General features: G+C 64.8%; 17 protein-coding genes. 9 read left to right on the forward strand and 8 right to left on the reverse strand.

The features are described from left to right. The first annotated feature begins 9 nt into the window (after nucleotides 1-9). Nucleotides 10-1,497 carry an amidase gene (locus NR187_RS04855; protein WP_211384280.1) on the forward strand — a complete coding sequence of 496 codons (1,488 nt, stop codon included), beginning with the start codon at nucleotides 10-12 and terminating at the stop codon, nucleotides 1,495-1,497. A 3-nt stretch (nucleotides 1,498-1,500) separates the two neighbouring features. Here NR187_RS04855 and NR187_RS04860 read toward each other — a convergent pair whose 3' ends face one another. After that, complete coding sequence (locus tag NR187_RS04860; protein ID WP_211384282.1) at nucleotides 1,501-2,400, reverse strand: LysR substrate-binding domain-containing protein; 900 nt, start codon at nucleotides 2,398-2,400, stop codon at nucleotides 1,501-1,503. A 215-nt stretch (nucleotides 2,401-2,615) separates the two neighbouring features. On the opposite strand from NR187_RS04860, the gene NR187_RS04865 reads away from it, so the two are divergent. Beyond that, the gene (locus tag NR187_RS04865) at nucleotides 2,616-3,413 is read left to right on the forward strand and encodes a fumarylacetoacetate hydrolase family protein (protein WP_211384283.1); all 798 of its coding nucleotides are present in this window, start codon (nucleotides 2,616-2,618) and stop codon (nucleotides 3,411-3,413) included. Nucleotides 3,414-3,565: 152 nt separating this feature from the next. After that, complete coding sequence (locus tag NR187_RS04870; RefSeq protein ID WP_256805879.1) at nucleotides 3,566-3,967, forward strand: hypothetical protein; 402 nt, start codon at nucleotides 3,566-3,568, stop codon at nucleotides 3,965-3,967. Between the two features lie 10 nt (nucleotides 3,968-3,977). Here the strand turns inward: NR187_RS04870 and NR187_RS04875 are convergent, their stop codons facing one another. The 4 genes from NR187_RS04875 to NR187_RS04890 are packed head-to-tail and all read right to left on the reverse strand — an operon-like array spanning nucleotide 3,978 to nucleotide 7,304. Continuing rightward, entirely contained in the window at nucleotides 3,978-4,721 is a 744-nt protein-coding gene (locus tag NR187_RS04875; protein ID WP_211384286.1) for an IclR family transcriptional regulator, read from the reverse strand. Between the two features lie 33 nt (nucleotides 4,722-4,754). Then, complete coding sequence (locus NR187_RS04880; protein WP_211384288.1) at nucleotides 4,755-5,606, reverse strand: CoA ester lyase; 852 nt, start codon at nucleotides 5,604-5,606, stop codon at nucleotides 4,755-4,757. Beyond that, nucleotides 5,606-6,064, reverse strand: coding sequence for a MaoC family dehydratase (locus NR187_RS04885; protein ID WP_349643101.1), 459 nt, complete (start codon nucleotides 6,062-6,064; stop codon nucleotides 5,606-5,608). The genes NR187_RS04880 and NR187_RS04885 overlap by 1 nt, the downstream gene beginning before the upstream one ends. A gap of 37 nt (nucleotides 6,065-6,101) precedes the next feature. Continuing rightward, nucleotides 6,102-7,304: a CaiB/BaiF CoA-transferase family protein gene (locus NR187_RS04890; protein ID WP_211384290.1), complete on the reverse strand. Its 1,203-nt coding sequence runs from the start codon at nucleotides 7,302-7,304 to the stop codon at nucleotides 6,102-6,104. A gap of 228 nt (nucleotides 7,305-7,532) precedes the next feature. Between NR187_RS04890 and dctP the strand changes: the two genes are divergently transcribed. From dctP to NR187_RS04920, 6 genes are read left to right on the forward strand one after another with little or no spacing between them, the layout of a single operon-like run. Beyond that, nucleotides 7,533-8,561: a TRAP transporter substrate-binding protein DctP gene (dctP, locus tag NR187_RS04895; RefSeq protein ID WP_256805880.1), complete on the forward strand. Its 1,029-nt coding sequence runs from the start codon at nucleotides 7,533-7,535 to the stop codon at nucleotides 8,559-8,561. Nucleotides 8,562-8,596: 35 nt separating this feature from the next. Then, on the forward strand, nucleotides 8,597-9,151 hold the full coding sequence (locus NR187_RS04900; protein ID WP_211384293.1) for a TRAP transporter small permease: 555 nt from the start codon (nucleotides 8,597-8,599) through the stop codon (nucleotides 9,149-9,151). Nucleotides 9,152-9,159: 8 nt separating this feature from the next. Beyond that, nucleotides 9,160-10,449: a TRAP transporter large permease gene (locus NR187_RS04905; RefSeq protein WP_256805881.1), complete on the forward strand. Its 1,290-nt coding sequence runs from the start codon at nucleotides 9,160-9,162 to the stop codon at nucleotides 10,447-10,449. 40 nt (nucleotides 10,450-10,489) lie between these two features. Next, complete coding sequence (locus NR187_RS04910; RefSeq protein ID WP_211384297.1) at nucleotides 10,490-11,656, forward strand: acyl-CoA dehydrogenase family protein; 1,167 nt, start codon at nucleotides 10,490-10,492, stop codon at nucleotides 11,654-11,656. 31 nt (nucleotides 11,657-11,687) lie between these two features. Beyond that, a complete protein-coding gene (locus NR187_RS04915; RefSeq protein ID WP_211384299.1) occupies nucleotides 11,688-13,241 on the forward strand; it encodes a class I adenylate-forming enzyme family protein in 1,554 nt (517 codons plus the stop codon). A gap of 6 nt (nucleotides 13,242-13,247) precedes the next feature. Next, nucleotides 13,248-14,495 (forward strand): acetyl-CoA hydrolase/transferase family protein, encoded by a 1,248-nt coding sequence (locus tag NR187_RS04920; RefSeq protein WP_211384301.1) that lies wholly within the window; start codon nucleotides 13,248-13,250, stop codon nucleotides 14,493-14,495. Between the two features lies 1 nt (nucleotide 14,496). Here NR187_RS04920 and NR187_RS04925 read toward each other — a convergent pair whose 3' ends face one another. The 3 genes from NR187_RS04925 to NR187_RS04935 all read right to left on the reverse strand — a co-directional run bounded on the left by NR187_RS04925 (nucleotide 14,497) and on the right by NR187_RS04935 (nucleotide 18,844). After that, nucleotides 14,497-15,033: a hypothetical protein gene (locus NR187_RS04925; protein ID WP_211384303.1), complete on the reverse strand. Its 537-nt coding sequence runs from the start codon at nucleotides 15,031-15,033 to the stop codon at nucleotides 14,497-14,499. Nucleotides 15,034-15,046: 13 nt separating this feature from the next. Then, nucleotides 15,047-16,366: a hypothetical protein gene (locus tag NR187_RS04930; protein WP_372702956.1), complete on the reverse strand. Its 1,320-nt coding sequence runs from the start codon at nucleotides 16,364-16,366 to the stop codon at nucleotides 15,047-15,049. A gap of 63 nt (nucleotides 16,367-16,429) precedes the next feature. Then, complete coding sequence (locus NR187_RS04935) at nucleotides 16,430-18,844, reverse strand: hypothetical protein (protein WP_256805883.1); 2,415 nt, start codon at nucleotides 18,842-18,844, stop codon at nucleotides 16,430-16,432. Between the last annotated feature and the right edge of the window lie 163 nt (nucleotides 18,845-19,007).

A 19,007-nucleotide genomic window follows, 5' to 3' on the forward strand; every position in this document is an offset into this window, starting at 1 on the left:
GGGTTGATGATGACTGATGGTTCCGGCCGAACGGCCTTTCCGCCGGCGCCGACTGGCCTTGGCGCGCTTTCTGCAGCCGAGATCATGGCCGGCTACCGGCGCAAGGCGTTTACCCCGCGCGATGTCGTCGACGACACCATCGCCGCGCTTCTGGCGACGAACGAGACCTGCAACGCGGTGGTGACGCCGATGTACGAGCAGGCGAGGGCGGAAGCCGATCGTCTCACCAGGGAGATGCGTGCGGGCGAAGCCAGGGGGCTGCTTGCCGGCGTGCCCGTCACGATCAAGGATCTCGTCTTTGTCGCGGGTGTGCCGGCCTATGGCGGCTCGCCGATGAACAAGAGCTTTGTCCCCGAGGCCGATGCGGCCGTGGTGTCGGCGCTGAAGGCGGCGGGTGCGATCATCACCTGCAAGACCACGACCTGCGAGTCCGGTTACAAGCTCACGGCCGACAGCCCCGTCACCGGGACGACGCGAAACCCCTGGAATCCCGGCCGCACCAGCGGTGGATCGAGCGGCGGTGCGGCGGCGGGCGTCGCCGCCGGCTGCGGTCCGATCGCGATCGGCACCGACGGTGTCGGCTCGATCCGGGTGCCGTCGTCCTTCTGCGGCGTGTTCGGCCTCAAGCCGACCTTTGGCCTGGTGCCGCGCTCGCCCGGCTTCTCGCCACCGTCATGGGGCTCGCTCGCACATACCGGGCCGATCACGCGCACGGTCGCGGATGCCGCACTGACGCTGGAGATCATCGCTGCTTACGATCTGCGCGATCCGGCGAGCCTGCCGGCGGCGCCGCGGCGGTTTGATACCAACGTCGCGCCGTTGAATGGCATTCGCATCGGCGCCAGCGTCGATCTCGGCTACGCCGCCGTCAGCCCCGACGTGCGCTCGGCGTTCGGCAAGGCGCTGGCTGTTCTCGATGCGTGCGGCGCGCAGGTCACCATGGATGGACCGGGCCTCGATCCCGGCATTCTGGAACACACGCTCAAGCCGATCGCCTTCACCGAACAGGCGGCTGCGGTCGCGACCAAGACCACGGCCGATCTCGCCGGCTCCGAAGCAGATTATCGCGATGTCGTCAGTGCCGGACGGCGCTACAGCGGCACGGACTATATCGAAGCCGGTTATCGCCGCGGCCAGGCGCGCAGCGGCTTTCTGAAGCTTTTCGAGCGCGTCGATGCGCTGGTGACGCCGACGGTTGCGGTGACCGCGTTCGAGGCCGGCCGGATTGGCGTCGACATGATCGACGGCAGCAAGGTCGATCCGCATCTCGGCTGGTCGCCGTTCACCTGGCCGATCAACCTCGCTGGCCTTCCGGCCGCGACGCTGCCCTGCGGTTTCGATCGCGACGGAATGCCGATCGGCCTTCAGATCGTCGCTCCCTGGCTCGACGAGCCCACGATTTTTCGCATCGCTGCTGCGTTCGAGGCGGCTTTGCCCTGGGCGAAGTTCTGGCCGCAGCTGGCGCTTCGCGAAAGTCCCGCGCGCGCGAAGGCATGAAGCTCAGGACAGCTCGATCGGCACCCCACGGCCGCTGAGTTCTTCGTCGAGGCGCAGATAGTGCGCGAGATAGTCGTGCAGCGCTGTCGCCGCCTTTGAGGTCGCGCCGCTGGATTTGTAGAGCAGCAGCTCGATCTTCGGCAGCGGCGGCAGGCCCTCGTTCGGGCCGATCTCGCGCATCGCCGGCACCAGCGCGCTGCGGCCGAGCACGGTGACGGCCATGCCGGCAAAAGCCGCAGCCTGCAGGCCGCCGACACTCTCGCTGACGCAGGCGATGCGCCAGCGCAAATTCGCGCGCTCCAGCGTATCGATGGCGTAGTCGCGATAGATGTTGCCGGGGGGCAGCAGCGCCAGCGGAATCGGGCGTTCCTGATGCGCGGCGGATTGCTCGCCGGTCATCCAGACCAGCTGCTCGCGCCGCACCACCTGGCCGCCGGTGAAATCGTTCATACGGGTAACGAGTGCGATGTCGACATCGCCGCGCTTGACGAGGCCGACCAGCGGCGTCGACAACGCGCAATTGAGCTCGACCTGGACGCGCGGAAAGGATTTTCGAAACACGCTGAGGATTTGTGGCAGCATGAACGCCGCATAGAGGTCGGGCGTGCCGAGCACGACCTGGCCCTCGATCTCCTGCGACGCCAGTTGCGAGATCAACTCGTCATGCAACCGCAGGATGGACTTGGCGTAGGTCAGGACCGTGGTGCCGTCTTCGGTCAGCGTCAGCCTGCGGCCGGCGTGCTCGAACAATTGCTTGCCGGTCAGCTCCTCCAGCCGCTGCAATTGCAGGGTGATCGCCGGCTGGGTGCGACCCAGCCGTCGCGCGGTCTCGGTGATGCTGCCGGTCTCGACCACCGAGATCAGTGACCGGAGCATACGGATATCGAGACTGATGAGGTTCATGCGGCGTCCATGTCGCCCAGATTTTATGCAAGTTCCATGCTAACGGGGCGGCAGTCCGGCCTGGGCTGCGAAACCGCAGGATGGCCTGCTCTCAACAATAAGGCGATGCCGCGTCGCGTCCCGTCCCGTCGTTGTTGCTGGCATACTGAATATCGATTATCAGCCGGAGCGGCGCGTACGACGCTGCCCAATAAGGCTGAAAGGGAGCACAAAACATGAAAGAGACCTCATCCACGCGACGCGATCTGCTTGCCACCGCCGTGGCGGTGACAGCAGCTTCGATGGCCGAAATTGCTCCCGCCGCGGCGCAAGCCGGGCCGAAGCCGATCTTCCCGGTGCCGATGGTCACCATCCCGATCGTCGGCGAGACCCAGGTGTTCCAGGTCCGCCGCATCTATTGCATCGGTCGCAATTATGCGGCGCACGCGATCGAGCGCGGCTCGGATCCGAACCGCGAGCCGCCGTTCTTCTTCCAGAAACCGACCGACGCGATCCAGAACGTCGCGGTCGGCGAGGTCGCCGACCATCCCTATCCGTCGCTGACCAAGAACTATCATCACGAGGTCGAGCTGGTCGCCGCGCTGAAATCCGGCGGCACCAACATCCCGGCCGAGAAGGCGCTCGAGCATGTCTACGGCTACGCGCTCGGCCTCGACATGACCCGGCGCGATCTCCAGAACGGCATGGCCGCGGAGAAGAAGCCGTGGGAGATCGGCAAGAGCTTCGACCACGCCGCGGTGCTGGGTCCGATCCATCCCGTGAGCAAGACCGGTCATTTCGAGAAGGGCGCTATCTCTCTGGCAATCAACGGCAACGTCAAGCAGAGCTCGGATATCAGCAAGATGATCTGGAGCGTTGCCGAGCAGATCGCGAAGCTCTCGGAAGCGTTCGAGCTGAAGGCCGGCGACATCATCTATTCCGGCACGCCGGAGAATGTCGGCCCGGTGGTCAAGGGCGATGTGCTGCTGTGCAAGCTCGAGGGCCTCCCGGACATGTCGATCAAGATCGTGTAGTGGTCGCGCCGACGGGCCTCCGCGGCTCAGTTGGCTGCGGAGCTCTTCGATTGACATCGGGTTCCCCGGCCGATTGCCTTTTGTTGGCCGGCAAGCGAACCTCGTGAGGCCATATTTGGGCATGAGTCATCTCCCGTGAGGGAGGCGCTCCGATGAACAAAGCTTTGATCGCTGCCGTCGTGATGGTGGTTGGCGTGCCCGCGAGTGCTGTCGCGCAGGAGCGCGCCGGCGCTGCGGCTCTGGGTGCCGTATCAGGCGCCGTCGTGCTCGGTCCGATCGGTGCCGTCGCGGGCGCTGTGGTGGGTTATACCGCGGGGCCTGCAATTGCCCGGTCCTGGGGCGTGAGAGATTCACACTCGGCGAGACATCGGCCGCCGCCGCGCCGCGATGCGTATCGCGCAGCCGGCGCTCCGCCGCGCGCACGCGAGGCGATGAATGCCAACGGCCAGATCAGAGCTGCTACCAATCCGCCCGCTCAAGCCGCGCCTGCGGTGCAGCCTGTCGAAGCTGCGCCGGCGCAGACGTCGGCGCCGCCCATTCAGGGATTCGAATGAAGCTTCGGCGTCAGGCCGCGGTGGTCTTCGGCCGCAGCCGGTCGACCGTCCTTGCGATCAAGGCGGCCACTTCGCCGACCTTCGGCCCAATCCGGAACTCCGGGCCGGCGACGACGACTGATAGACGGCGATCTCCGATCGGCAGTGGAATCGCGGCGCCCGCGAGGTCGCGGCTGTAGTCGCCGAAGCTCTGGCAATAGCCGCGCGCGATCGAGTTGCGCAGCTCGGCTTCCACCGCCTCGATGCTGATCGGCGTCGACGGGCCGTATTGCTTGAATTCGATCTTGCGATAGACGGAGTCGCGCTCCTCCTGCGAATATTGCAGCAGCAGCGCGCGGCCGCTCGCGGTGGCGTGGATCGGTACGCGGTGGCCGATGGTTGCGAAATAGCGGATCGCGGCCCCGGATTCGACGACGTCGATGAACACCGCCATCACGCCGGCCGGTGCCACGATCGAGGCGGTCTCGCCGGTCTCGGCGGAAAGATCGGCGATCAGCGTATGCGTCCAGGGCGGAAGCGGCTCGACCTCCGAGATCATCCGCGCCATCGCGAGCCACCGCGGCGTCGGATAGAACCCTGCGCGCGGCCGCGGTTCGTAGAGATAGCCCTTCTCCGACAGCGTCGCGAGCAGATTGAAGGTCGACGAGCGCGGCCAGCCGAAATGATCCGCGATCTCGGCAAGCGTTGCCGGCTTCCTCGTTTGCGCGAAGAATTCCATGATCTCCAGAACATTGGCGGCTTGGCGAACGATCATGATGGATCCCGTCTGGCGACGCTGCGTCCTGATCTAGGGCTGGCCGAGGATCTTCTTCGCGGCGCGAAGATGCGGCTTGTCGATCATCTGGCCGTCGAGCCGCAGCGTGCCGGAATTCGGATTGCTCGCGAACGCCGCGATCACCTTCTCCGCCCATGTGCGCTCGGCCTCCGTCGGCGCAAACGCCGCGTTGACCACGTCGACATGCTTGGGATGGATCAGCGCCTTCGCCGAAAAGCCGTCGCGCCGCGCCGCGCGCGTCTCCTGCTCGAGACCGGCGAGGTTATCGATGTCGGTATAGACGGTGTCGATCGGCGCGACTTCGGCCGCGGCCGCCGCCATCAGGCAGAGATCGCGCGCCAGACGATACGGGCTGTGGAACACGCCGCCCGAGGCCTTTTCGGTGGCGCCGAGCGAGGCCGAGAGATCTTCCGCGCCCCACATCAGGCCTGCGAGGCGAGGGGAGCATCCCTTGTAGCTGCCGAGGCCGAAGATCGCGCCGGCGGTTTCCGTCGCGACACAGACGATGCGCGTCGTCCCGACCGCGATGCCGGCTGCAGCTTCCAGCGCTTCGAGCCATGTCGCCACCTGCCGCACGTCGTCACCGCCCTGTGATTTCGGCAGCACGATTCCGTCGGGCTTGCCCGGCATGACGGCGGCGAGATCGGCGAGCGTCATGCCGGTGTCGAGGGCATTGACGCGGACATAGAGCTGATACGGCCCGCTGCGTCCTTTCAGCATCGCGAGCGTCAGCCCGCGCGCCTCTTCCTTCTTCTCGGCGACGACGGAATCCTCGAGATCGATGATCAGTGCGTCGGCCTTGCCTTCGCTCGCCTTCTCGAATTTGCGCGGGGAATCCCCCGGCACGAATAGCATCGAACGCATCAGACCGGCCTCTTGTGCATCATCGCCATGCGGCGGCATTTACCGACGATCTCGTCGTTCTGGTTCAGGGCGTGGTGCTCGAACTCGACAATGCCCGCCTTGGGGCGCGATTTGGATTCCCGCAACGAAAGCACCTTCGTCGTCGCCCGCAACGTGTCGCCATGGAAGACCGGCTTCGGAAAGGTGACGTCGGTCATGCCGAGATTGGCGACGGTGGTGCCCATGGTCGTATCATAGACCGTCATGCCGATCATGATGCCGAGGGTGTAAAGGCTGTTGAAAATGCGCTGGCCGAACTCGGTCTTTGCGGAAAAATGGGCGTCGATGTGCAGCGGCTGCGGGTTGAGTGTCAGCAGGCTGAACATGGTGTTGTCCATCTCCGTCACGGTCCGGGTCAGCGGGTGCCTGAACTCCTGGCCCACGGAAAAGTCCTCGAAGTAAAGTCCGGCCATCGCCATCTCCTCCCTATGTCCTGCGATTTGGCTGGCGCGGCCGTTAAGCTAGCGCCGCCAGTTGAACTGCTTTCTGCTCTGCGAGCCGTTCGATTTCGTCGGCCGAGAAGCCAGCCTCGCGCAAAATATCGCGACCGTGCTGGCCGAGCGTCGGAGCGGGGCCGGCGGCTTCCGGCTGGGTTACGCTCCAGGTCGAGGGCACGCGCATCTGCCGGATACGGCCTTCGACGGGGTGATCGACGGTCTGGAAGAAGCCGACGGCGTTGAGATGCGGATCGTCCAGAATCGTCTCCAGCGTATGCATCGGCATTACCGGAATGTCGGCGCGCTCCAGCAGTTCGCGCCATTCGGCGGTGCTGCGCGTTGCGAAGATGTGGCCGATCTCCTCGTAGATCTCGTCGATATGCTTGGTGCGCGACGCATGGTTGGCAAAGCGCGGCTGATCGAGGAAATGCGGCTGCCCGATCGCCTCGAAGAAGCTGCGCCAGTGCTTGTCGTTGTAGATGAGGACGCAGAGATAGCCGTCGCTGGTCTTGTAGGGCTTTCGATAACGCGAGAGCAGGCGGGCATAGCCGCCATGATCGAGCGGCGGATCGTAGGTCAGTCCGCCGAGATGATCGACCAGCACGAACTCCGTCATCGATTCGAACATCGGCACGTCGATGCGCTGGCCGACACCGGTGCGCTGCTGGTGCATCAGCCCGCCCATGATGGCGTTGACCATCATCAGGCCGACGATGCGGTCGGCGATGGTGACCGGAACGTAGCGCGGTGTGCCGTCGCCGGCTGCCGCGAGCAGCGTCGGAATGGTTGCCGCGCCCTGGATCAGATCGTCGTAGGCGGGCTTGGCGGCATAAGGGCCGGACTGGCCGTAGCCGAAGGCGCCGACATAGACGAGAGCGGGATTGATCGCGGCCAGCGTCTCATAATCGAGGCCGAGCCGCGCCATTGCCTGCGGGCGCACATTATAGACGAGCGCGTTGGCGCGCCTCGCCAGCCGCAGCAGCGCGTCCCGCCCCTCCGGTTTTTTCAGATCGACGACGATGCTGCGCTTGCCGCGATTGGCATTGAGAAACATCCCGCCCATGCCGGGCGTACGGCCGGGACCAATTTGGCGGACGATGTCGCCCTCGGGGCTTTCGACCTTGATGATGTCGGCGCCCATGTCCGCCAGCACTTGGGTGCCGTAGGGGCCCATCAGCACCGAGGTCAGATCGAGAATGGTGAAGCCGGCGAGCGGTCCCATGGGGCCTCGTGGGATGAATTCATATACGTGGAGTTAGAGTTCAGAAAAGACTGGTGTCAATTCGGCAACTTCGCACCGCGGTGCATAGCCATATGACAAATTTCATATACTTGACAGATAAATTCACATATATGTATTTTTAACTCAAGCAAGAATTGGAGTGAAGGCCGAGCGGTCGGCAGCGATGAGCTGCCGCCTTCGGCGTGGGAACGCGTCAAGGAGAAGCAAATGAAGAGAAATCTGGTCCGGGCCGCCGTAGCGCTCTCACTCTCGCTGCCGCTCTCGACGCTGCAGGCCCAGGCGCTGGAGCTGAAAGTCGCCGACTCTTTCCCCGGCGACCACTATCTCGTTCGTCTGATGCTCAAGCCGTGGATGGAGGATGTCACCAAGCGCACCAACGGCGGCGTCACTTTCACCCATTATCCGAACCAGCAGATCGGCAAGGCCACCGACATGCTGCGCCTGACCCAGTCCGGCGTGATCGACATCGGCTACATCGGGCCGTCCTACGTCTCGGACAAGATGCCGCTTTCCGAGGTCGCGCAATTGCCGGGCGCATTCCAGACCAGCTGCCAGGGCACAATGGCCTATTGGAAGAGCGCGCGGGAAGGCATCCTGGCCAAGCAGGAATATGCGCCGAACAAGATCAAGCTGCTGATGGCCGTGGTGCTGCCGCCTTATCAGGTGTGGACCGCCAAGCAGAAGGTCGAGACGATCAAGGACATGGCTGGCCTGAAGCTGCGCACTACCGGCGGCGCACAGGATCTCACCGTGCGCACGCTCGGCGCGGTGCCGGTACGCATGGCCGCTCCGGATGCCTATGAATCGCTGTCGCGCGGCACGATGGACGGGCTTCTGTTCCCCATGGACAGCGTCGTCGCATACGGCCTGGACAAGCTCGTCAAGTATGCGACCGAAGGCGTCAGCTTCGGCAGCTTCATCGTCGCCTACTCGATCAATCAATCGGTCTGGGACAAATTGCCGGACGATGTGAAGAAGGCGATGAACGAGGCGTCCGAGGCGATCACGCCAAAGGCCTGTGCCGATGTTGACAACGAGCAGGACGTCACGCGGCAGAAGATGAAGGATCAGGGCATCGGCTTCACCGCGCTTCCGGATGCCACGCGCACGGAAATGAAGGAAAAGCTCAAGGGCGTCGCGCACGAATGGGCGGCCGGGCTGGACAGCCGCGGCAAGCAGGCCTCCGCCGTGCTCAAGGAGTTCGAGGGCTTGCTCGCCGCCGGCGCCGCGAAGTAGTGGGGCACCATCGAAGCGGAAGGGAGACGTCGGAGATGATCAAGCGAGCAGCGGATGTGCTCGGTGTGCTGGAGCGCGCGCTGACGGTGATCGCGGCGGTCTCTCTCTTCGCGATCATGGCGCTCGTGGTGGCCGACGTGTTCATGCGCTACGTCATGAACAGTCCGTTCTCCTTCACCTATGATCTGATCGGACTCTATCTCCTTGCCGGCGTGTTCTTCCTGACGCTGTCGGACACCTTGCGCGTGCATGCGCATGTCGGCGTGGACATCCTGCTGTCACGATTTCCGCCGGCGGGCCGGCGGCTGTCGGAGGTTGTGACGGCGCTCACGGGGCTGTTCGTCTTCGTCCTGATCTCAAAGGTCGGGTTCGAGCGTGCACTCGAGAACTACCAGCAGCAAGACGTGCTCGCCGGCGCCATCCCGTGGCCGACCTGGATCTCCGCTGCGCTGGTGCCGTTCGGCTGCTGTGTGCTGGTGTTGCGTCTGGCGCTGCAATTGATCGGCCACGGGCTCAGCCTCGTGAGCGGTCGCGACCTCTTTCCCCTGCCGCCGGAGACCGGGACCGGCGAAGCCAACTCGTTCGAGTAGCCCATTCCATGACAGTCATCATCGTTCTTGTGCTGCTCTTCCTCCTGCTGGCGATCGGCACGCCGGTCGGTTTCGCCATGGGATTCGCCGGGTCGGTCGGCTTGCTGATGGTTGGCGGCACCGGCACGCTGTTCGGCATTCTCCAGACGGCGCCGCTTTCGACGGTATCGTCCTATGAATTGATCACGATCCCGATGTTCCTGCTGATGGCGGATCTCGTCTTGCTGTCCGGCGTCGCCGACGACATGTTCAAGACGGCGTCGGCCTGGGTCGGCCGCATTCCCGGCGGGCTCGGCATGGCGACGGCGCTGGCCGGCGCGGGCTTCGGCGCGATCTGCGGCACCTCGACGGCGTCCGCAGCGACGCTGGCATCGACGAGCCTGCCGGCGATGATCCGGCAGGGCTATGAGCCGAAGATGGCGGCCGGCGTCGTGGCCATCTCGGGAACGCTGGCCATGCTGATCCCGCCCAGCGTGGCGCTCGTCATTTTCGGTTTGCTCGCTGAAGTCAACATCGGGCAGTTGCTGATCGGCGGCATCATTCCGGCGATGCTCGTGACGGCAACGATCATGGCGACGATCGGCTTCCTGGTCTGGCAGGACCCTTCGCGAGCCCCTCGCGTGGAACCCGTGCCGTGGCGGGAGCGGTTTGCGCTGCTATGGCAGGTCGGCCCGATGGTGCTGTTGTTCTCGCTCGTCACTGGCACCATCTATCTCGGCATTGCGACGCCGACGGAAGCTTCGGCTCTCGGTGCCGCGGGAGCGCTGGTGCTCGCCATCGCCAAGGGCAGGGTTACGCCCGGCTCGCTCTACAAGGCGCTGCTGAGCGCTTGCCATGGCACTTGCATGATCGTGACGATCCTCGTCGGCGCCTCGATCTTCGGCTACTTCTTCACGCTCACCCACGTCACGCAGGACCTCGTTGCCTGGATCGGCTCGCTGTCGACCTCGCGCTGGGTGATCATCACGCTGATCCTGTGCGGCTACATCGTGCTCGGCTCCTTCATGGACCAGATCGCGATCCTGGTGTTGACCGTGCCGATCGTGCTGCCGCTGATCAAGACGCTCGGCTTCGATCCGATCTGGTTCGGCGTCATCAAGATCGTCACCGCCGAAGTCGGCATGATCACGCCGCCGGTCGGGCTGAACTGCTTTATCGTCGCCCGCTATGCCAAACGGCCGGTGGCCGAAGTGTTTCACGGCACCTTCCCGCATTTCATCGCCCACCTGATCGCGATCGCGATCCTGGTGGCGTTTCCGAGCATCATTCTCTGGCTGCCCTCGCAGATGGGGCGCTAGGATCGGAGCTCTCGCGGCTCCCAAGAAGGAGATCAAGAACATGGATTTCGCGCTCACCGATCAGCAGGAAGCCATTCGCGATGCCATCGCAAAGATCTGCGAGGGCTTTCCCGACGCCTATTGGCTGAAGAAGGACCACGACGGCGGCTTCCCGCACGACTTCCACAAGGCGCTGGCCGATGCCGGCTGGCTCGGCATCTGCGTGCCGGAAGCCTATGGCGGCTCCGGCCTCGGCATCACCGAGGCCGCGATCATGATGCGCGCCATCGCGGAATCCGGCGCCGGCATGTCCGGGGCCTCCGCGGTGCACATCAACGTGTTCGGACTCAACCCCGTCGTCGTGTTCGGCACCGAGGAGCAGCGCAAGCGCATGCTGCCGCCGATGGTCGAGGGCCGCGAGAAGGCGTGCTTCGCGGTCACGGAGCCCAACACCGGCCTCAACACCACGCAGCTCAAGACCCGCGCGGTCGCCAAGAACGACCGCTACATCGTCAACGGCCAGAAGGTGTGGATCTCCACCGCGCAGGTGGCGCACAAGATCCTGCTGCTCGCGCGGACCACGCCGCTCGAAGAGGTGCGCTCGCCGACCCATGGCCTCAGTCTGTTCTATACCGATTTCGACCGCAACAAGATCAAGGTCCACGAGATCGAGAAGATGGGCCGCAAGGTCGTCGATTCCAACGAGCTGTTCTTCGAGGACTTTGAGATCCCGATGGAAGATCGCATTGGCGAGGAAGGCAAGGGTTTTCAGTACATCCTCGAAGGCATGAACCCCGAACGCATCCTGATCGCGGCGGAGGCGGTGGGCCTCGGCAAAGTCGCGCTGTCGCACGCCAGCGAATACGCCAAGACGCGCGTTGTCTTCAACCGGCCGATCGGCAAGAACCAGGGCATCCAGCATCCGCTCGCGGTGAACTGGGTCGAGCTCGAGGCGGCCTGGCTGATGGTGATGTCGGCGGCTTGGCAATATGACAAGGGCCTGCCGTGTGGGGCCGCCGCCAATGCCGCAAAATATCTCGCGGGCGAAGCGGGCTTTTCCGCCTGCGAGCAGTCCGTGATGACCCATGGCGGCTTCGGCTACGCCAAAGAGTTTCATGTCGAGCGCTATTTGCGTGAAAGTCTGATCCCGCGCATTGCGCCCGTGAGCCCGCAGCTTGCGCTCAGTTTCATCGCGGAAAAGGTGCTTGGGCTAGCAAAGTCGTACTAAGCTGACGCGCGGATAGCTCGGCAGGATCGCCATGAACCTCGCTTACCATCTTCTGCGGGCCGCCAGGGCCGACGCATCCGTGCCGGCGTTGCTGAAGGGGTTGACGCCGGTTGCCGATTACGGCCGGCTCGCTGCGACGGTGGCGTCGCTGGCTGCGTCGCTTCAACAGCATTTTGGCCTCGCCAAAGGCGACCGCGTTGCCTTGCTGATGAAGAACGTGCCGGACTATGTCGCCTGTCTCTATGCCTGCTGGCATGCCGGGCTGGTCGCAGTTCCCATCAACGCAAAGCTGCATCCGCGCGAGGTCGCGTTCATTCTCGACAATTCGGGCGCGGCGATCGTGTTCGTGACCGAGGACATGGCGGGGGTTGCCTCGGAAGCTTTGGTCCTCGGCACCGCCAAGCCGCGCATCGTCGAAATCGGCACCGCCGAATATCGCAGGTTGGAGAAGAGCGAAGGCATTGCCATCGCCGACGTCACGATCACCGACCCGGCCTGGATCTTCTACACCAGTGGCACGACGGGCCGGCCGAAGGGCGCGGTGCTGAGCCATCGCAATTTGCTTGCGATGTCGCTGAACTATCTCGCCGAGATCAATCCGATCGCGCCGGGCGAAGCGCTGCTGCATGCCGCGCCGATGTCGCATGGCTCCGGCCTCTACATGGTGCCGCACGTGCTCGGCATGGGCGCGCAGATCATCCCGGAGAGCGGTCGCTTCGAGACGGACGAAATCCTTGAGCTGACGACGAAGCGCGACGGCATCTCCTTCTTCGCTGCGCCCACCATGGTGCGGCGCCTGACGGTCGCGGCTGAGGCAGCGGGGGTGACCGCGCGGGGGCTGAAGACGATCATCTATGGCGGCGGCCCGATGTACGTCGCCGATTGCAAGGCCGCGCTGGCCGTGTTCGGACCAAAACTCACGCAGATCTACGGTCAGGGCGAGACGCCGATGACCATCACATACCTGCCGAAATCGATGCATGCCGATGCCGGGCATCCGCGCCACGAGGAGCGCCTTGCCTCGGTCGGCATTGCCCAGGGCGTCGTCCAGGTGCGCACCGTGGATGAGGCAGGGCAGGATGTCGCGACGGGTGAGATCGGCGAGATCATCGTGCGGGGTGACACCGTGATGTCCGGCTACTGGCAGAATCCGGACGCAACCGCGAGCACGCTGCGCGACGGCTGGCTCTACACCGGCGACATGGGAGCTTTCGACGCGCACGGCTTCCTCACGCTGAAGGACCGCTCCAAGGACGTCATCATTTCCGGCGGCACCAACATCTATCCGCGCGAGGTCGAGGAGGTGCTGCTGCGGCACGAGGCCGTCGCCGAGGTTTCGGTGATCGGCCGGCCGCATCCGGAATGGGGCGAGGAGGTCGTGGCGGTCGTCGTACCCGTCACCGGAAAAACCGTGGCGCGCGATGAGCTGGATCAGATCTGCAACGCCTGGATCGCCCGCTTCAAGCGACCCAAGCATTATTACGTCACCGGCGAGCTGCCGAAAAACAGCTACGGCAAGATCGTCAAGACAGAGCTGCGCACGCTGCTCGGCGAATCCTCTGCGCGCCTCACGCCGATGGGTTGAGTGGCCATGCCCGAGCACGCGCCGCCGATCGACTTTTCCGGCCTGATCCGTCACGGCGATCTCATCGTGTGCGGCCAGGCGACGGCGGAGCCCGCCACGCTGACCGAGGCGCTGATGGCACAGGCGGCACATCTTCCGCCGTATCGCATGATGCTTGGGCCGGTGTTCTCGGAGACGTTTTCCGCGTCTTGCACGGGGAGCGTCTCTTTCCAGAGCTACGGTGTGATCGGCAATGCGCGGCGGCTCGCGAAAGCCGGGCGGCTCGACGTGATCCCGAGCAATTACAGCGCCTTCTGTGCGGACTTCGCCGCGCGCCGCCACAAGGCCGATGTCGTTCTGGTGCAGCTTGCGGAGTCCAGGGGCCGGCTCAGCGCCAGCCTCTCCAACGACTATGTCATCGACGCCGCACGCGGCGCGCGCCTCGTCATCGCCGAGATCAATCCGGATTCGCCCTTCACGTTCGGCGCGGAATGGCCGGAGGATGCGCCGATCCATGTCCGCGTGGTGGCTCGGAGGCCGCCAGTTGAATTGGCACCGATGCCGCTCGACGATGTTTCGCGGCGCATTGCGGCGCATGCGGCCGGCCTGATCGTCGACGGCAGCACGCTGCAGTTCGGTGTCGGGCGGATACCGGACGCGGTCCTCTCCTCGCTCTCCCATGTACGCAATCTCGGCATTCATTCCGGCCTGATCGACGATGCTGTCGTCGACCTGATCGAATGCGGTGCGGTGACGAATGCGGCGAAGGGCATCGATGCCGGGATCACCGTCACCAACCAGGTGATCGGTAGCCGGCGGCTCTATCGTTTCGTGCACGAGAACAAGGCGGTCGCGGTGCGGCCGACGTCCTATACGCACGGCCAAGGCGTGCTGGCGCGGATCAGCCGGTTGGTCGCGATCAACTCGGCGCTTCAGGTCGGGCTGGACGGCAGCGTGAATTCCGAGACGCTGAACGGCGTCGCCATCGGCGCGATCGGCGGGCAGCTCGATTTCGTCCGCGGTGCCAATGCCTCGCCCGGGGGCAGGGCGATCATCGCGCTACCGGCGGCGGCCTCTGACGGGAGCTGCCGGATCGTCTCCAGGGTCGAGACCGTGACGACGCCGCGCGCCGACGTCGATGCCATCGTCACCGAATGGGGCGTTGCGGAGTTGCGAGGTTGCGGCCTGGCCGAGCGGGCACGCCGCATGATCGCGATCGCGGCGCCCGAACACCGCGACGCGCTCTGGGAACAGCTTCGCCGCGCCGCGTGCTAGCTCAGTTCATCATCGCGAATGCCGGACGCTGGCTCTCGCTGGAGCCGATGATACCGGGGAGGTCCGCCGCCTCGCCGGCGATCATGCCCGACATCTGCCAGAACAGATGGGCGAGACGGGAGAACACCAGGCGCTCGCGTTCGGCAGGAACGGTGCCGTCCGGGACCGTCACGGTTTCGAGGCCGACAACCTTCTTGAAATCCGGCCAGATCGTCATCGATTGCGCGATCACGGAATAGCAGCGCGGATCATCGTCGCTCTCGTCGGGTGCCGGCGGCAAGCCCGGGTATTGTACCGGTGCCGCGTAGAACTTGTAGGCACCATAGCCGAGCTGGAGCAGGAACTTTTCGGAGACGGCGACGTCAGCGGCAAAGGACACCAGCCGCGCTTCGCTCAGCACCTCCGGTTCGATCGAGCTGAGGTCATGGGCGCGCAGCGCCGAGCAGAAGGCGAGATCGTGATTGTGCTCTCGGAGCAGATTGGCCAGGGGCTGCTGCTGTTGCACGGTGTCGGTGAGCAGGATGATGGTCTTGAGCATCTTGTGACATGCCTCAGGGAAAGAGATGGCGGGCGGTCATGACCGCATCGTCGGCGGCGTGGTGAGCGAAGAAGTCGTTGGCGATGCGCTGTCCCGGCGCGATCTCCAGGATGCGGTAGCGCGCGAGAGCTGCGGCGTCCCGCGCGGCGCCGACGTCGTCCTGCCAGGCGCAGAGCGACAGCTCGAGCCGGCCATATCCGCCGCAATCGGCGGCATAGGCGCCGGTCACGGCCTCGACAGTTGCGGCCACCGCGCCCGCGTCGCTTGCGGAGATATCGCGCAGGATCACGGAGATGCCGTTGCCGGCTTCGGCCTGCGACGTCATCACCATGAAGGCATCGCGGGCGCCGGTGCGGCCGGCGCGACGGGCCGCGCGCACCATGCTTGCAAAGGCCGGATCGGGCCCGAGCTCCAGCGTTGTGGTCTGCTGGTCATGCAGGATCGTGGCGCGCATCGCGCCGAGGTCGCCCTTCAGCGCGTGATAGGAGCGCGGCAGCCATACCGTGTCGAGTGGCAGCTGTGACGAGGTCAGGCTCCAGGCCTGGTCGAGCAGATAGCCCTCCCAGATCGCGGGATAGGATGCGGCGAGTTGCTGCCAGCTGCGCAGGAGCATCTCCGCCCCCTTGGTGCGGCCGAGATAGAGCGTGCGCGCCGACATCTCCCAGCGGTTCCACTTGTGCAACGCGACGTCGCAGCCGAGGTAGGACGGCAGCAGCGGCGCCTCGCGCAGCATGGCGCCGGCTTCGACGAACAGCAGCGGCTCGCGAAACTTGTTCCACATCCGCATCATGAACTCCGCCTTCTCGAAGCAGAGGACGCGGTCGCTGAATTCCGTCTCAATCGCCTCGATGTGACAGGCCAGGTCGAACCGCTCGAGCGAATGCCGCAAGGCGAACGCTGCTGTCGCGTCGCCGCCGCGCGGATAGCATGAGACGATCCGCGGCCGGAGGGAGGAGGCATCGGAAGCGGCGAGAAACTTCGACCAGCCGATGCCGCCCCACCACATCTCGTGCGGGCCGTCCGCACCGCAGGGGCCGACCGAGCCGAACTCGGTCAGCTTGGACTTGAGAAAATCGAAGCCGGGATTTTCGCTTCTTGGGATGACGACGGCACAGCCGGGCGTGAGCGAGCGGTAGAACAGCTCGGCCGCAGCGCCGCTCAGCGGCTCCTTGAGGATGACGACGCCGTTTCGGCGGCCCTCGCTGACGTCGTCGAACGTCGGCGCACCATACTGGTTGACGAGCCAGCCCAGGCGGTCGCGCTGGGCCCGGCCGAGTCTCACGCCACCCGATTGCAGCAGCCGATCAAGGTTTGCGTGCGCCTCGTCCGTCAATTCCGTGCCCCTCAAATCGTCAGCCCTTGGACTTCAACGTCCCGAGCGGCGCGATCAGGCGCACTATTTGGGGCTGGAGCCGAGCGGGGTGATCGCGACGGAATAGACCGCGATCTGCTGCGTCATGGGAACGACGGGGATCAGCAGGCAGCCATCGTCGCTCTCGGCGCGATAATGCGAGCCATTCCGCCGCACGCCGGCATAGACCAGGCTGTCGGCCCCGATGCCGACGACGTCCTGGCTCTCGGCGGCGCCACGAACGTCATCGCCTTGCTGTACAGTCACGCCATGAAGAAGGCCCTCGGGCGCGAAATTCGCCAGCGGCAGCGCGATCATGGTGATACCCATGGTGCGCGACAGGGGAATGCGCAGGCGCAACTCGCCGAGACCGGTGCGATGGGCGCTTACGCTCTCCAGCGCCGCATCGCCGCCAGCGCGGAACAGGCCGACTTGAACCGGGCCGCAGGGCCGTTCCTCGAAGACGTCGGCAGGCAGGCGGTTGGTACCGAACAGCACATAGAGATAGCCGTAGGAGGGGGACAGGCCGGCAAAGCTGCCGGCGAGCCACATCGGCGGTGCCACCGAAGCGCAGGCGGCCGAGAGGCCGCGGGCGGTGATCTGGTCGCGCACGAATCGTTCGTCGAGCAGCGGCGCGAGCGCGTGGGTACCGAGATTGACGTCGTGCTTCAACGTGCCGAGCAGCGCGAGCTCGTCATCGTCGGGCAACAGCAGGAGCCGCGCCAGCGTCGCCGCGCACCAGCGCGCGGCAACCTCGGGCGCAGCATAGGGATCGAGGCCATGGTCGAGCGCGAGGTCTCCCGCGTTCTGCGCGAAGGCGTGCGCGCCGGCCTGGATCTCGGCGGCAAGCGCCATTTGTTCCGCGGGACGCGGATTGATCTCGCGCAGCACCGCGCGGCCGTCGTAATCGCGAACCGAGCCGTCGGCGGAGCAGCAGGCCTGCTCCAGCAATGCCACGTTGCGGATCAGCATGCGCTTGACATGCGGCGTGACCACGAGGTCGGATACAAAACCCATCGCACTGTCCTGCTCGGCGAGATCGTCGAAGGCGTCGTCGAGCGAGATCAGATAGGCGCCGTGGAGGCGGATCTCGATGCCTTCCAGGTCGAAGATTCGGCGCAGCGCCTTCTGCACGCTGCCGGAATAGCCGAGATCGGCGAGCACGAGGTCGGTGCAGTCGTCGAAGCCGGGGATGGCGTGGCGAAGATAGACGAGCAGACGGGCCCGCAGGCCGGTGGCGAGTGCGACGATTTCAGCCGGATCCATCAGTCCGGGAAGCGCCTCGGCGAGCTCTTCGCCGGAGGCGATACCGCCGGGACAGCCGGCAAAGAAGGCCGCGACCTCCGACGGCAGGATCTTCACCATGTCGCGGAAGGTCGGTGCGTCGATCCTGAAGACCTTGCCGAGGAGATCGACGAGCGGCTGCATCGTGTCGGCCGAGGCAATCAGGCCGACGCGACGGTTGATCTCGACATAGGCCGACGGCATCCCGTGCAGGTCCTGCCAGATCAAATGCGACAGGAAGCCGTCGCGGCCGAGAAAGGCGAGAGCAACCTTCCTGCCGGGACCTGCGACCTCTTCGCACCGCCTTGCGACGAAAGCGTCGAATGCCGTCATGACCGGGCCGAGCACCGTGACACCCAGGTGGAAGGCCGGCGACCTCTCGGCGTTGCGCGCGGCGGCCATGCGCCGCAAGGTGCGCGCGCCGTGGTCGAGCCGCGACGGCGCGCCCTGACACAGCAGCTCGAACAGCGCCGTCTCGCGCTGAAATTTCGATGCGAGCCGGGCCGTGGCCTGCGGATAGTAACGTGGGCGAATGCCGTGGCGCCTGGCACCCTTGATGTCGGCCTTGTCATTGTCGCCGACGTGAAAGGAGGCGCTGGCGTCGATGCCCTCGGTAGCGAGGTATTTTTCGAACAGCGCCTCGCTCTTGCTGCTGCCGTGGTCGCAGGAGGCGTAGAGAAAGTCCCACGTCAGCCCGGGACGGCAAGCCCGCAGCAGCCGCGCCAGCCGGTCGGAATCCCAATACGTGTCGGAAATGAAGCCGACGCGATGGCCCGTGCGCTTCATGTCCAGATATTGCCGAAGCATGTCCGGGTTGGCGCGACAAAGCTCGATCTCGGCCCCGAACTCCGATTCGACCAGATCGTTCAGTTGGCCGCGTGTGAGACCGAACAGCCTGAACGGAAAATAGGAATAGATCTCCGCGATGTGAACTTCGCTTCCGCCGCGCTTCTCCTTCGCGGTCCTGCGCGCACGTGCTTCGGCCTGGATTCGATGCTGAACGAAACTTGCGGAAACATTCGGACAAGTTCCTGAAATGCCGGATAGCTCGTAAGTCCTTTCAAACACACCATCCGGCGTCGTGCAGGCGCGAAGCAGAAACGTATCGAAAACATCGAACGACCATGCAGAAACAATTTTCGCGCGGGGCTCGAGCTCGGCCGTTGCGATCTTCATGCGACAATTCCCCGTCCACCAGGACGATTAACGTGCGCATGCACGGAGTCAGGCGCCGCAAATGCGAAAAAAATTCACGCGCGATTCAAAATCGCGTTCGTCGCGACTGACAGATTCAAAAAAAGCGCTAGGTTCGAAAAGGTGATTCGGAAAAAATTGCCGA

It is taken from the genome of Bradyrhizobium sp. Bra64, assembly GCF_024519875.1.
GTDB lineage: Bacteria > Pseudomonadota > Alphaproteobacteria > Rhizobiales > Xanthobacteraceae > Bradyrhizobium > Bradyrhizobium japonicum_G.